Here is a 13,993-nt window from a genome sequence, read left to right as displayed (position 1 = left end):
TCATCGACAATTTAATTTTAAATGACTTTATTATTTTTCAAACAATTATATTATAATGTAAACGACTTTATTACTTTATTATCACGAAACAACCGTTGTACCAGGTGCTTGTTGATCAATTTTATTTCATAGGTTAAATGTAGTTGAGCTGGCTTAATAAATTCAGACCAATTGGTTACTTATATTGGTTCTACAGTATTAAGATGACGATTGAAACGATAAAAAGTTATAATTTTTTCATATTTTTTCCTCTTCACAGCGCATCGTACGCTGTAAGAGCATCCTCAATATGGAATGGTGGTGTCCAAGCCTGCCCATTCGCATTCGTCGTCACGAAAATATATTGTTTACCATCTTTTTCGATTATAGAGGCTAAACAAAGACCAGCTTCAGGTGTATAACCCGTTTTCCCTCCCAATATTGTACCTTCCCCACCTGGTATTTTCGTTAAAAGTGAGCTTGTTATCGTTAATTCATTTGGGACATGTGTCAAATAACTTTTCGAAGTCAAGATTTGATAAAAAGTAGGATTTTTAATGGCATAACGAAAAAGCTTACTTATATCACGGACACTGGAGACATGAGCAGGATCATGTAATCCGCTGGCATTGACAAAATGGGTATCATTCATCCCTAATTCATGCGCTTTATTATTCATTAATGTCACAAATGCTTCTTCACTACCCGCCAGTGCATCCGTAAGTGTTCCTGTAGCATCCGCCCCAGAAGCAAGCAGTGTGCCATATAATAAATCTTCTATCGTTACAAAATCTCCCGCCTTAAAGCCTGCCATGGAAGCATTTTGAGCAGTGAATTTAGAAATCGTTTGTGGTGTAACGATTGTTTGCTTCTGCAGATCCGAAGTCATTTCAATGGCAACTATCGCTGTCATAATTTTCGTTAATGATGCAGGATAAATAATGTCATCTGCATTTTTTTCGTATAATACATCTCCTTTTTCATTCAGCAACAAAGCATTTTTACTATGCAACGAAGGTAGCTCTACTGGCGTTTGTTCCGTTGTTGTGTTTTTCATATAATAAAAAAAGAATGCAGCCGCACATATAAAACAAAATAAGACAAATTTTTTCATAAAAAAAACGCCCCCCACACATTATAATAGGAGGCATTTCTGAATATTCCTGTTGGAAATTTATGAAGAAATTCTTAAGATTGATTTTTTTTAATAAAAATCATCGAAATCCGAACAAATTCTCGTTATGTCTTTATTCGCTAATTTAAAAAATACATCCTGAGATACTTCTAACTTCAGTGCATCTTCCTTTTTTAAATCTGCATATATCCCTCGTAAAATACGACCTGTAAGTCCATGTGAAATAGCAATCACTTTCGGTATATGTTGAATATCTTCTAGCCAAGTACTTAGTCTGTTCACTACCGCGTCATAAGCTTCTCCATTAGGCGCATTAAAATACCAATTATACACATCTGTATTATGAAGAAGATTTGGCCAAGAATTTTCGATTTCTTTCATCGTTAACCCAGCCCACTGTCCCACTGCAACCTCAGTTAAACGATTATCTTTTTCAACATTCTTCAAAGCATATCCAATTGTTTCACAAATTATTTCAGTGCTCTGCATGGCTCTGCCTAATGGACTCGAAAAAATTTTCCATTCATTAGGATCTCCAATTAAACTTTTCAGCATTTGTGCATTTTGCTGTACTTGATATACACCCATTTCTGTTAATGGAGAATCGAGCTCTCCTTGGTATCGTCCTTGTGTATTTAACTCAGTTTCGCCATGACGAAGTAAGTATATTGTTTGGTTCAATTTTGTTTCCCCCTTGCTATTATTCATTTTAAAACAGTAGAATGATATAGACAAATCCAAAGAACAAACATAATGGGCTGTAGACCCAAGTATCGTATTTAGCAAACTGTGAATGTTTTATTTTTTTTAAAAACCCAACATAATTAAAATCACCAATCGCCCGAACAATAAAAACTATAGCACAGACAATACTTCCTATTTTTGATAAACTATTTGCTTGGAGACTTTGCAAATAATCACCTTGAACAACGATAATGATACTAGCAAATAGAATAAGAATGGCTACGAATAATGTTCCCCATATTCTCGGAGTAAATGCAGGTTTATGATCTCTCTCTCTTACAGGAATCACAGCGGTAGAACCCCATCGACCTCCAAATGCCCAATACATATGCAAAAAACTGATAAACCACAGTAATCCCACAGCTACTAATGGTAAAATTGATTTCATATAGTTACCTCCAATATCGTAATCCCAAAACATACACTACCGTATGTTATGGTAATAATTTTGTCCCTTCAGGTTCTATAACCATATTAGGGACATTTATAATCGTGTAGTCAATTATGCCTCGGCATAACTGCGTCCGGATTCGGCTTTGTGCTTGCACATCAGGCTTTTCTCACAAGGGGTGAAGTTCATAGATTGAGTTCCTCTATTTCAGCGGATGTTTTTTGTGAGAAAGAGTAGTACTAACGTATCGGCAGCCACGGATGTTTGGTCAACTGCTGAAAGAAGTTAAAAGCTCAACCATTTTATCAATATCAAAATTAGGATTTTCTTCAAACCTTGTCATCCATCCTACATACGTTAAATAGGCTAGTCTCGCTCTGTCAATCGATTCAGCATTGTCTAAACCCTTTTTTTGATACAATTTCGCAACACAAGAAATTCTTTGTTCTTCAATATCCACTAAACGTGTTGCAACAACAGGATCGTATTTAGCCCAAGTATAAATACCATTTTCCATTTTTTTATCTCGATTAAAACTAATCTGTAATAGCTGTTCCAATGAAGCATCCTGTTGCTCCATACTTTGAACAATCAGTTTTGTAGCATGTATTTCCCAATAGTCGACCATAGAATCTAACAGCTCTTGATGGTCACGAAAATAGTGATAAAAGCTCCCTTTACTTATTTTTAGTAGTCGAGCAAGTGCTTCGATACGGACTTTATGTATTCCTTCATCAGCTAATTGTTGTAATCCTGCTTTTATCCAATCTTCTCTCGTTAATTGCATTTCATCTCTCCACTTAGATACGGTAGCGTATGTTTTTGTGTTAGATTACTACTACTTTCTTTTTTGTCAATTATTCAATCTGTTATTTTTAGGAACTTTAATGTTATTGCTAATCGTTACATTTATAGTCATTACCCTTGGTAAAATACATGCGCCTACTAATATAATAGCTAAAAGTTTTTTCATCTTTCTCTCCTTTTTTCATTTTATTTCGAAAAGATCACTATTGACAGTAAACGAGGAACCGTTGATATTAGCGGACAATGGTGACTAAGAGTGAAAATCACCTTTGTCTATTGAACATATTTAATCTACAGCTGAGGCCAAGTTTTATTAATCCCTTGACCTCAATGGCAACTTATCAATTATGCCTCGGCATAATTGCGGCGGGGGCTTTAGGCTAGCACGAAGTTGATCACTCAGTCGTTTATTGTTGTTGCTTTCGCTACTAAAGACATCTTACTTAAAGAAGTTAAAATGTATTATCAAATAGACTTTCTGCAATGCCTAATAAAATATCTTTCTCTGTAAACTCCATTAATTCTTCTCTCGTAATGTCTTTCTGTTGAATTAGACGGTTTGATTGAATGGTCACGAGCTTTTCAAATAAGTTTCGGATATAACGACCATTCGAAAAGTTTGGAATTGATTCGACTGGAATTTGATGCAATTGCTCCTTCATATGTTGTGCAAATACGTCATCATACTGGTAATCATTATTTTTACATAGCATGGCAAAAATATCATAAAGCTCATCCGTGCTAAAATTATCAAACTGCACAAAATGATTGAAGCGTGATTTAAAACCAGGGTTGGCAAGCAAAAATTCCTCCATGAGCTCTGTATAACCTGCAACAATTACAACTAAATCATCGCGTAAATCCTCCATCGCTTTTAAAAGGCTATCAATCGCCTCTTTACCAAATGCGTCCTGTTTATCATTGATTAGTGAATAAGCTTCATCTATAAAAAGTACGCCGCCTTTTGCTTTATTCACAACTTCCTGAACCTTTAAAGCCGTCTGACCAACATATCCTGCTACTAAGCCTGCACGATCTGTTTCCACAAAATGCCCGCTTGAAAGTACACCAAGATGCTTATATATTTGGCCTATGATACGCGCCACTGTTGTTTTTCCTGTACCTGGATTTCCAGAGAACACTAAATGATATGTTATAGGGAAGCTTGTTAAACCATGGTCGACACGCAAGCTTTGAATTTTAATGAAATTAATTAGATTATGTAGTTCCTTCTTGGCATTTGGAAGTCCTACAAGTCCATCAAGCTGCTTCTGTAACTTTTCAATCTCTCGCTCTATTTCTGGTGTTATTCGTAAACGTTCACCGTTAATAAATTCACCGCTATAAATAATCTTTCCTTCTTCATTAAAATAATCTCCTCGACCGTGCTTTTCTCCATTTACAAGGTCTCCGATATAGGAGGCCTGTCCATTTGCATAATAAAGAGTGCCATGTCCTGTCAAAACATCCTCTTTAAACTGACCTTCCGATACTAGCACACCTTGACTAGAATAGTTCCTACCTTTTCCATGTTTCATATCCTCAAAGAAATAACCTTCATACTGAATGGATGTTACACCATTTGCAAGCTCCTCAGTATTTGGCGATTCTGGTGCATAGTAAAGCTTTCCAGCACCTTGCATATGATTCCATATAAAATCACCTTCATATTGTAAAAAACCACTTGGAAAGTATTGTTTTCCCTTGCCTTTCTTCATGCCATGGACAAAATCACCTTCATATTGTGGCTGATTTAAATGCGGATACTGTACACGAAGTTCTTGAAATGGAACAATAACATCTTCCTCAAAATACAAAATCCCGTAACCTTCCATTAAATCATTACGAAAATGCCCTTCGTAATATACCTGACCATCCTTATATAAAATACCATTACCTTGTTTTTTATTTTGAATAAATTCGCCCTGATAAATCATTTGGCCTTTTAAGTACATGATGCCATTACCTTGCTTCATATGATTGACGAATTCTCCCTCGAATAACAGCTCGCCTTCCTGGTCAAATAGCGTGCCCTTTCCATCATAAATGTCATGACCAAAGTCATTTTTCTTCACACCGCCACGATACATTAATGTACCATCTGGATACAATATCTCTTTTTCTTCATGATTATATGTCATTTGATTGCCACCCTTTATCTATTCAGTATAGGCTCAATTATAACGTGGAAAAGAATGTATATGTGAGAATTTTTAGAATTCGAGGAGTTTAAGATAAAATGATGATATAAAAGATATTATTCGTTAACGAGCGATTTATAGGCATACGATTAGAGGACTTAAAACATTTATTTATATGAGGAAAGCATTTGAAAGATTCCTTCATATGATATTAATTTGGCCTTTTGAGGACTTTTTTTTAAAGATATAAATCATTCCTAAACGGTAAAAATCCGCTTCGATTCTACGCGGATTTTTACGTTATATTGATGGAAAGCTCTTTTATATGTAACGATAATTTTGCTGCATCGATTCAATCGTTTCAATGATCTCTTCTCTAAGCTCAATTGGCTCTAGCACTTCAATGTTTGCTCCTTGGCTTAGTAGCCACATTTTAATACCATGTCCAAAAACTTCTGCTTCAAATAAATATTGCCCATCTTTTTTGGATACTATTTTTGCTGTTGGTAAACGATCTAATATAGCTTGCGGAGATGTTCCTTTAAAGATAAATTTCATTCGCATCAGCTCGCCAGCGTGCATAAATTGAATACGTCTGCGAAATTCTCCTTCTTGAAAACGTTCGGCATATGGTATTTGAAATTTTTTATCAAGCTCAAGAAAATGTTGTATCCGGTCTACTCTATAGACAATGGGCAAATCCTTTTCGTGCTTATTATCATAAGCAATTAAATAAAAGTAGTATTCTGCGAAAATGACGGCGAGTGGTTTCAAAATCTTTTCTGTAGGAATTGTTTCGCCTTCCCGCAAATAATCAATTTTAATGATTTTCTTTTTTTGAACCGCCTCTGAAAGAGCCCAAATTAAATGCAAAAGAGACTTTTTATGATTTAAATCTACGTACAAATGCTTTTCGTTTAAAATAATATTGTGAATAAACTCCTGCTTATCGGCCGCAACAATTGAAATAAGTTTATCGATAATATCGCTCATTTCTGATTTTAGCAGCGCTCTTGATTCGATGAGAATTTTAACAATCGCTAAAACTTGCTCCTTCGATAAAATACTTTCCCCTTTATTTGTCAGCCTGTACACATTTTCTGTCCGCACATATTCTAAATGGCAATCCAATTTAGCTTTTTCTAGATACGCTCGAATTTCATTCAAATCCCGTTGTATGGTTTTTTCACCAACATTATGTGTAAATGCTTCTTGCTTTTTGTTAATTCCTTGACCATCCATCAGTCTGTCAAACATCGAAATGACGCGATAGCCTTTGTTTTGTTGTGAATCTACCATATATCCCACTCTCTCTTCAAAGTTACATTTCTATTATACAAAAAGAGTTGGACACTATTAGTCCTTTTAACTACAAAATTTCTATTTTATTGGTATAATTGGCACTACATTCTATACTTTTGTTATAATTAACTTTATTTTTACAGTTAATTCTGCATGATAGCTGGGAATTTTGGAGGGTAATGATTATTATATAATATTTTCGATCATTGCCTTTCATTGGTTTATCAGGTGAAGGTTGGTACAAGTTCTAAATTAAAGGGAAGACTCCAATAATCGATTTTTAAAGTACAAGAGCCAAAGAGGATGCTAGCCTTAAACCATTAGAGAGACGAGGATAATAAAATGAAATATTTTACCAAAGAATGGTATGAATTATGTCAAAAAACAAGTTTCCACCTACCTTTAGAGGAAGAAAAGCAAACTGAAACATTCTCAGAAGAATATTTTCAACAACTTTATAACACCGAGTTAGATAGTTGGCTTAATTTACAAGAAGAAATTTCTTCTATAATGGAAACCACCGAAATAGAAAATAAAGACGGTAATAACGAATATGAACCTTTTAATAGAGAACAGGCAATAGAACATTTTCATAATGGTTTCATCTATAATCAAGAGCGTTTGAAAAAGGAGTTACCAGAAGCTATATTAAAACAGATAGCTGATGTAAGGGTATTCGCTTTAAATAAAGCAACTCATACTGTTATAAATGCTGTAACTAAATTTTGTGAGGATAATGAAAAGTCTGTAAGAGCCACAAGTAAGAATTATAGAAGACATATGGAAAAAGTCTCTAATACACTTGATAAAGAGATTATTGAGAAATTTGGATTTCACGATTGTACGATTATAAAATCTGTTCAGAATGACACGTCCTTAACATTACATCTTAATAATACAGGCGGATTTACAGATATAGATGAAGTTACTTTTGAAAATTTTAATATAATAAAGCAAGATGATTTATTGGAAGATGCATGGTGGCTGTATGAGGAAGTATATAAAGTAAACGACAAATATGAGTTTCACGTCTTGCTTCAAAATGGAAAGATGGGCTTAATCGACTTTATTATTTCAGCGGAACAAGTTTCCTTTATAAGTAAGTAAAAAAATCATTTTATTTTTTCAACATTAGTAAGGACTTCAATCTTGTTGATTGAAGCCCTTATTAGATTATTCCTTTACTCTCACTGCAGTTCCGTATGCTAATACTTCTGATGTTCCATCCATGACAGATGATGTTGAAAATCTTATCGCAACAATTGCATTAGCCCCTAAATGTCTTGCCTCTTCTTCCATAGCTTGTGTGGCAATTTCTCGAGAGCGAGTGAGCATTTCTGCATACTCCTTCATCTCGCCTCCGACAATATTGCGAAGTCCAGCCATCATATCTCGACCAATATTTCTCGATTGTACTGAATTACCTTTTACTAAACCTATAGTTTCTACAATTTCTTTTCCCACTACAATATCTGTTGTTGATAGTAACATCCAAAACTCCTCCTATTTTTTATATTTTTCTACGGCTTTTACAGCTTCAGTAATGGAAGTCGTAATTACTCCCGTGCGCTTAATCAAGCCAATAACAAATAAATTGCGATAAACAAATTGGTTTTCAATTCCGTCTCGTACAAGTGCCTCTATTTTCATCATATTGTCCCGGCCTTGTTGACGAACATCTGTAAATACGCCTACAATTGGTCGATTCAGCATCGCAAATGCACCAATCTCTGCTGCCACACCAGAATCAATTTCAACACCATCTAAAACGGCTACTAATACATCACTATTTTGCAGCATTTCTAAATCTGCTTGCGCAATCGCCAAGCTATCTGCATATGCCGTTTTATCATTTATCGCATCATTTTCCTGTGGGACATATAATTCGATACCTGGTACTGCCTCTCTAATTGCCGCAGCGAGCTGCTCGTTTACTAAACGATCTCCTAATGAAAATAATCCATTTGCTAAGTATGCCTTCATAATAAAACTCCTATTCCAATGTTTTTTCAAACACTATTTTATGTCGATCTTTTTTATCTACAAAAGTTGAAATAATATCAAATCCGTGTTTAAGATTTGTGATAAGCATTGCTTTTCGCTCATTTCTACCATATGTACGAACTTTTTTAAATCCAAGTGCCTTCAGATGTTCATGCTGTCGCATCATTAATTGACTGGCAATTCCTTGACCACGATTCTTTTCATGGACACCACCTAACCAGCTATAAAAAATGCTATCCGGATGTATGTAGCCTAGTTTAAAACCTAATATATCTTCATTTTCTACTGCTAATAAACAAATGAGTCCTTCTTTACTTTCAAGTTTTTCTAGTGGTAGCATTGCTCCATCAAATACATGTGCATGAATCTCCTGTAATTGCTTCAACCAATCATATGGCACGCCTTCAATTGTAACGATATGCATTTTTTATCACCCCAATCTCTACAGTCCTTATAATTATAGCAGAAAAGGTTGAACTATCAGGTTGAACATTACGTGCCAAACTAATAAAAAAATCCCCCACTTTTATAAGAACCCAAAGTCACATCATTTGGATTACTGTTCGTCTTAGCGGGAGACTATATTCTATCATCCGATTGTTTCCACAATGTTTCCTTGCTGATCTTTAATATACGTTTTTTCAATTAAGATTGAAAGCCCCTGTATAGAAGACAATCCAAACTCTTTTTCTTGCGGCATCAAGCTTAGATTTAGCTCCATAACAGCCTTTTCATTTAAAGTTATGGTAACATCCGCCTCATCTACGTTATAGCCACATTTTTCTCCTGGCTCAAATACTACTCGGGTTTCTCGACCAACTAGCGTCAAGCTTTTCCCTTTTAATATTCGTCCTCGTAATAGTTTACCGATAATTCCTGCTTGCTTTGCGCCTAGCGTTAACGTATTAGGCTGTTTGCTGAACAATCCCTTTTTCCCCTGCTCCCAAGCTAGTTGGTCCACAAATAAATAGCCGGTGTTTGAACCTTCTTCCGCCATTCCTTTTTCTACCGCTTCGGAAATGGATGCAATCTGTAAAAGAGATGCACGAGATAAATCAGTAACATAGCTCGGGATATACTCAAGACCTGCATTTAGTACACCAATAGTATTCCAAGTTTGCATCGCCTCAAGCTCATCGCCTGTAATCCCTACCATTTGAATAAACTCCAATTGTCCATTTGGTGTATCGATAGCAGGAAACTCGGGATCTAACGTAAATGCAAGCGCCGTTAAAAACGTATCAGCCCCTTGGCAAATTGGCCCATTAGCATCCAAATAATCGCCTGATCTGAAAACATTGCCACTGTCAAAAACATATCTTCCCATGTTTTGTAACAAGTTTAACGCCCACGCTGGTGGCTCCTCCTCATCTTCCTTTCGGGCAAGACGAAATGTTAACTCAAACCCATATCCGCTGTATTCAGCATCTTCTAGCTCTTTCTCATATAATTCAGAAAATCCATAAGTTACAAAATGCCAGTGTGGAACTGGTGTCTCACTCTTATAAGCACTGATTCCTTCAAGCGGATCTTCGCCCCCTAATAAATATGGAATAACAGTTCCATAATGTTTCGGCTCTTGTTCTCCATAAACTTTTAATAATTCCTGATCAATCGCTTCCCAACCAGATGCATTTACTTCTTCGCTCATCAATAACGCCCCCTCTGCATGTATAGATAATCTAGAACTCTACTATAAAGTTTGTAACTTACTCTAAAGAGAATAATATCCAATTTAACTATCTCTAATTTTATAACAGAATAGATTTATTTGCATTAATTGGTGATGGATATCGAGTAAATTAACAGGACTTAAGCTCCCACGCCCCAGTAGCGACAGCAGCCTAGAGCGACCATAAAGTATGAAGCCTCAGTGGATATCTAGTTGCGCCGAGGCTTTATGATAGCGAGGGTAAAAAATAATTAGCATGATTCGAGGTTTCGCCTTAACCGTATAACATTGCTGGTGAACGTACACTTTGTAAATAGTCTGCTAGCTTCCCAGCATATACTTTTTCTAAATAAGGTAATTGTGCGACACAATGGGGTGTCATTAATGCTGGGTTTTGATAAACTCTCAGCCCTCCAACCTTTAAAAGAGTTGCTACAAATTGTGAACAAAAATAAGCACGTTCTCTGCGTACCTCCTTTTGCATCATAACACCAAAAAGCCCAATAAAATTATATTTATAGCGATCACGATTCCAATACATATAACGTACGATTTTCATCATCTCTAAGTATTGATAATGAGATATTTTACAACGATAAATTACACAATCAGCTGTTTCAAAAAGCCCTCTTTCTGCATCCTCTTGCAGAAATCCCCCACTTAAAGGATTGTTTAGTTGTTTACGCCCAAAGCTATACATTTCAAAAAGTTCCTCATCAAAAGCAATAGACGCATGATTCATCTCTTTTCCAGTATACATGCCTATAGCTTTAGATAATAATGTACCTGTTTTCGTTAATACTATGTAAATGGTGTATGCCATTTCCTCACCTACTTCAATATTCTTTCCTACTAGCAATACGTTTTAAATATTCAAATAGTTTCATTAATTCCCTTTTTTTATAAGTATAAATAAAAAAGTTAATCTTTTTCTTAGGAAAAACTGAAGATTTTCTTAATTTTTTAGATTTTTTTTAAGCCATCTTTATTTATATGTCTTGAATCGTATTCTTATGTGATTCACTTTTTTTACTGAGTACTTGGGGTATTTGGGGTATAGATATGTACAAGAGAATATTAAAAGGGTTCGTCAAAGCATGTGGTGAATTTGAGGTTAGTTAGATTTTTGACAAGCGAAATAAGCATTTGCTCTACCTGATTTTCAAATGCCAAATGAATTGTTTAGGATGAAATTCGATTATGTTGTGCCAGTAAACTGAATTTTAGTAAATATTAAAGTGAGTCTGCAGTTCTCAACACTAAACTCCCTTTCATTTAACGTTAAATTGTACGTAATGAAGTTGATTTGTTATTCTAATCCATATTTCCCTTTACGATTCGCAATGCGATAGCTATCTCCTTCTTGAATAGCAATCGCTTCAGAGGGACTTACCCCCTTAATTTCGTAATATTTCGTTCCTTCTCTATAATGATTTGAAAAGTTCCCATCATATTTAGCTTCTTGATCAGAATATTTAGTTACTTCACCTAACACATCCCTAACATTTTCAGTATATTCGTCACTGACTACATACATATAGTCATCCCAAACAACAAAGCTATTTACCCAATCTGGCGATGAAGCAGGCGAACAGCCAATCAGAATTAATACCGAAATCAAAAGAATCCCCATCACCCCCTTTATATTTTGCATGGCTAATTTCCTCCTTTTGGTATATGGAAATATATTAACAACTGTAGCTCTAAGTCATCAAATTCATTATTATTTCTTACTCTCAGGCATTGTTTGAAAGTGTGATTTTTTTGTATTTAAATACTTCATCAAATCTGCTGTTGTTATTTTTAGTTTGTCCTATTGTATGATATAATCGCTTTACTGACTAACCTAAGCAAGTCAAATTGAGCTGTAGCGATACCGTACGCTACAGCTTTTTTTGTATTCTCCTTCTCAAGAAGTAATACTTTCCAAATACTCCTCGGCTAGTTGCGGATTTTTGTATATGGCCATACCAGTTTTTAATTTTTTAAAGCCAATCTTTTCGTAAAAAGGTTCATTTCCTGTTGTTGCAATTAGCTGAATACAAGAAACATCCTGTAATTGGTGAATAATGTCCTCTAAAAGAGTTCTAGCAATCCCTCTTCCTTGATAATCTTTATGTACGACAACATCATAAATCGCAGCATTAAATACACCATCTGAAAGCGCTCTCGCAAAGCCTATAATTTTATGATCTTTTACTGCGAAAACTTGGTGTGTACTTGCATTGAACACTTTTTTTATTATACGTTCGTCATGTTTCATCCAACCTACTGATTGATATACATCTTTTAACATCGTTAGCTCGTTTTCATCTACTTCATATTTAAGTAACACCCTTTTTCATTCCCCCTAGTTTTTTAATTCTTTTAATACTAATATAATCTATCGGGCATGTTGATTAACTTTATTTAACCATCATTCATAAATCAAGCCTCTTGACGAACATTTGTTCTGGTATTAGAATAATAAACAAAGGAGGCTATTTTATGCAAAAAACGAACGCCATTGAATTAGTACACTTCTCAAAAAATTATGTAGATATATTGAATGACTTTGAGCTTCCGGAAGAACAAAGTCAATTTACTGCTCTTCCTAAAGAGATTTCTATAGAGATGGTTGGACAATATCCGATTGTTATTCTGAGCAACAGTATGCCTGTAGGATTTTTTGTCCTGCACGCAACGGAAAGAGTAAAAGAATACTCTAATAATCCAAATGCTATGCTGCTTACTGCATTATCTATTGACCATAAACAACAAGGAAATGGATATGCCAAAAAAGGGATGCTAGTACTACCTGAGTTTATTAAAAGAGAATTTAAACTTTGTAATGAAGTTGTTTTAGTCGTTAATCATAAAAATATTCCTGCTCAAAATTTATATTTAAAAGTTGGCTTTGTCGATAACGGGGAAAGAAGAATGGGTCCTATTGGCGAGCAAATTATTATGAATCTAAACATTTAATAATTGTAGATATAGATTCTCAAAAATCACTCGTCATGGGTGATTTTTTCTGTTCTCCCCTTTACTGATGGAGCCTACACAAACGCTAACGATATGAGTAAGAATTATACTCTTTTGGATGTCCTAATTAAATTATTCCACTTCATATCAAATTTTCAAGTTGCCCCAATAGTTTACATAATAATTTTATTCGAAAATAAAGTGTTCCTCAATTTAGTAAGTTCTCATGGTAGCTCTCTTTCTTCCACACTGTAAGACGTTTAAACTGGTTGGGAACATCGCTGTCCCCTACCTGTCATCAGCTAAATGAGAATTAATTTATATACTCAAGAAATTTTTTTGGTATTGTTTCAAAAACTAAAATCTCAGGTTTCTTATAAGGTTTTCGTTTTAAATATTCCTCTACCGTAATCATACTTTCCCAATATTGCTTCACTAAATCTTCTTTAGAAGGAAGTCCTTTAGTAAAATAGCCTTCTTCACCAGTCTCCACTTTCATATATTCATCTTCTACATAAGCAAATAAATCACTTGTTATATCTCGATTAAAAATCAAAACTTTTTCACTAACTATCGGGAATTTTATATAATGTTTGGAGATAGGAGCAAAGTCAGCACCAAATGCAATGCTAAAGTCAATCCATTGTTCGGCATTTATAGGTCTAGTGAGGTCTGTCAATTCAGGAAACAATCGACCACCATTGGAACAAAATCTTGCTACTGTATTTTTGCTTAGCCCATTATTTAAAGCAATTTGTGGATCTACATATCTATCATCATCTTGTTCAAACACTATGTGGTATAAATACAAAGCTATTCCTCCCTTTTATAGAACTATATTCAAACTATAGCTA

The 13,993-nt window shown here is 34.9% G+C and carries 16 protein-coding genes; 2 read left to right on the top strand and 14 right to left on the bottom strand.

The features are described from left to right. Positions 1 to 253 precede the first annotated feature (253 nt). From ACFVT8_RS05435 to ACFVT8_RS05410, 6 genes are all read right to left on the bottom strand, one after another. Positions 254 to 1,093, bottom strand: coding sequence for a D-alanyl-D-alanine carboxypeptidase family protein (locus ACFVT8_RS05435; RefSeq protein ID WP_387082589.1), 840 nt, complete (start codon positions 1,091 to 1,093; stop codon positions 254 to 256). Between the two features lie 90 nt (positions 1,094 to 1,183). Continuing rightward, positions 1,184 to 1,795 (bottom strand): histidine phosphatase family protein, encoded by a 612-nt coding sequence (locus ACFVT8_RS05430; protein WP_387082588.1) that lies wholly within the window; start codon positions 1,793 to 1,795, stop codon positions 1,184 to 1,186. Positions 1,796 to 1,823: 28 nt separating this feature from the next. Next, entirely contained in the window at positions 1,824 to 2,246 is a 423-nt protein-coding gene (locus ACFVT8_RS05425; protein WP_387082587.1) for a DUF3995 domain-containing protein, read from the bottom strand. A gap of 271 nt (positions 2,247 to 2,517) precedes the next feature. After that, positions 2,518 to 3,036, bottom strand: a complete 519-nt coding sequence (locus ACFVT8_RS05420; RefSeq protein WP_387082586.1) for a TetR/AcrR family transcriptional regulator — start codon at positions 3,034 to 3,036, stop codon at positions 2,518 to 2,520. A 472-nt stretch (positions 3,037 to 3,508) separates the two neighbouring features. Beyond that, positions 3,509 to 5,197: an AAA family ATPase gene (locus ACFVT8_RS05415; protein ID WP_387082585.1), complete on the bottom strand. Its 1,689-nt coding sequence runs from the start codon at positions 5,195 to 5,197 to the stop codon at positions 3,509 to 3,511. Positions 5,198 to 5,518: 321 nt separating this feature from the next. After that, on the bottom strand, positions 5,519 to 6,496 hold the full coding sequence (locus ACFVT8_RS05410; protein ID WP_387082584.1) for a helix-turn-helix transcriptional regulator: 978 nt from the start codon (positions 6,494 to 6,496) through the stop codon (positions 5,519 to 5,521). 345 nt (positions 6,497 to 6,841) lie between these two features. Here ACFVT8_RS05410 and ACFVT8_RS05405 point away from each other — a divergent pair, with 345 nt between their 5' ends. Then, the gene (locus ACFVT8_RS05405; RefSeq protein ID WP_387082583.1) at positions 6,842 to 7,606 is read left to right on the top strand and encodes a DUF4085 family protein; all 765 of its coding nucleotides are present in this window, start codon (positions 6,842 to 6,844) and stop codon (positions 7,604 to 7,606) included. 66 nt (positions 7,607 to 7,672) lie between these two features. Here the strand turns inward: ACFVT8_RS05405 and ACFVT8_RS05400 are convergent, their stop codons facing one another. The 7 genes from ACFVT8_RS05400 to ACFVT8_RS05370 form a co-directional block, all read right to left on the bottom strand. Next, the gene (locus ACFVT8_RS05400; RefSeq protein WP_387082582.1) at positions 7,673 to 7,990 is read right to left on the bottom strand and encodes a YbjQ family protein; all 318 of its coding nucleotides are present in this window, start codon (positions 7,988 to 7,990) and stop codon (positions 7,673 to 7,675) included. 12 nt (positions 7,991 to 8,002) lie between these two features. Beyond that, positions 8,003 to 8,482, bottom strand: a complete 480-nt coding sequence (locus ACFVT8_RS05395) for a nucleoside 2-deoxyribosyltransferase (protein WP_370081140.1) — start codon at positions 8,480 to 8,482, stop codon at positions 8,003 to 8,005. A 10-nt stretch (positions 8,483 to 8,492) separates the two neighbouring features. Continuing rightward, positions 8,493 to 8,927, bottom strand: coding sequence for a GNAT family N-acetyltransferase (locus tag ACFVT8_RS05390; RefSeq protein ID WP_387082581.1), 435 nt, complete (start codon positions 8,925 to 8,927; stop codon positions 8,493 to 8,495). A 165-nt stretch (positions 8,928 to 9,092) separates the two neighbouring features. Beyond that, on the bottom strand, positions 9,093 to 10,154 hold the full coding sequence (locus tag ACFVT8_RS05385) for a suppressor of fused domain protein (protein WP_387082580.1): 1,062 nt from the start codon (positions 10,152 to 10,154) through the stop codon (positions 9,093 to 9,095). 295 nt (positions 10,155 to 10,449) lie between these two features. Further along, entirely contained in the window at positions 10,450 to 10,998 is a 549-nt protein-coding gene (locus ACFVT8_RS05380; RefSeq protein WP_387082579.1) for a hypothetical protein, read from the bottom strand. 486 nt (positions 10,999 to 11,484) lie between these two features. Beyond that, the gene (locus ACFVT8_RS05375) at positions 11,485 to 11,829 is read right to left on the bottom strand and encodes a hypothetical protein (protein ID WP_387082578.1); all 345 of its coding nucleotides are present in this window, start codon (positions 11,827 to 11,829) and stop codon (positions 11,485 to 11,487) included. 255 nt (positions 11,830 to 12,084) lie between these two features. Continuing rightward, positions 12,085 to 12,471 (bottom strand): GNAT family N-acetyltransferase, encoded by a 387-nt coding sequence (locus ACFVT8_RS05370; RefSeq protein ID WP_387083359.1) that lies wholly within the window; start codon positions 12,469 to 12,471, stop codon positions 12,085 to 12,087. A gap of 191 nt (positions 12,472 to 12,662) precedes the next feature. On the opposite strand from ACFVT8_RS05370, the gene ACFVT8_RS05365 reads away from it, so the two are divergent. After that, positions 12,663 to 13,139 carry a GNAT family N-acetyltransferase gene (locus ACFVT8_RS05365; RefSeq protein WP_387082577.1) on the top strand — a complete coding sequence of 159 codons (477 nt, stop codon included), beginning with the start codon at positions 12,663 to 12,665 and terminating at the stop codon, positions 13,137 to 13,139. Between the two features lie 313 nt (positions 13,140 to 13,452). Here the strand turns inward: ACFVT8_RS05365 and ACFVT8_RS05360 are convergent, their stop codons facing one another. Then, complete coding sequence (locus tag ACFVT8_RS05360) at positions 13,453 to 13,950, bottom strand: hypothetical protein (RefSeq protein WP_387082576.1); 498 nt, start codon at positions 13,948 to 13,950, stop codon at positions 13,453 to 13,455. Positions 13,951 to 13,993: the final 43 nt, after the last annotated feature.

Source organism: Lysinibacillus sp. NPDC058147, assembly GCF_042884205.1.
Taxonomy (GTDB): Bacteria; Bacillota; Bacilli; order Bacillales_A; family Planococcaceae; genus Lysinibacillus.
Note: the sequence above shows the minus strand (reverse complement) of the source record. Positions and strands in the feature narration are given on the sequence as shown.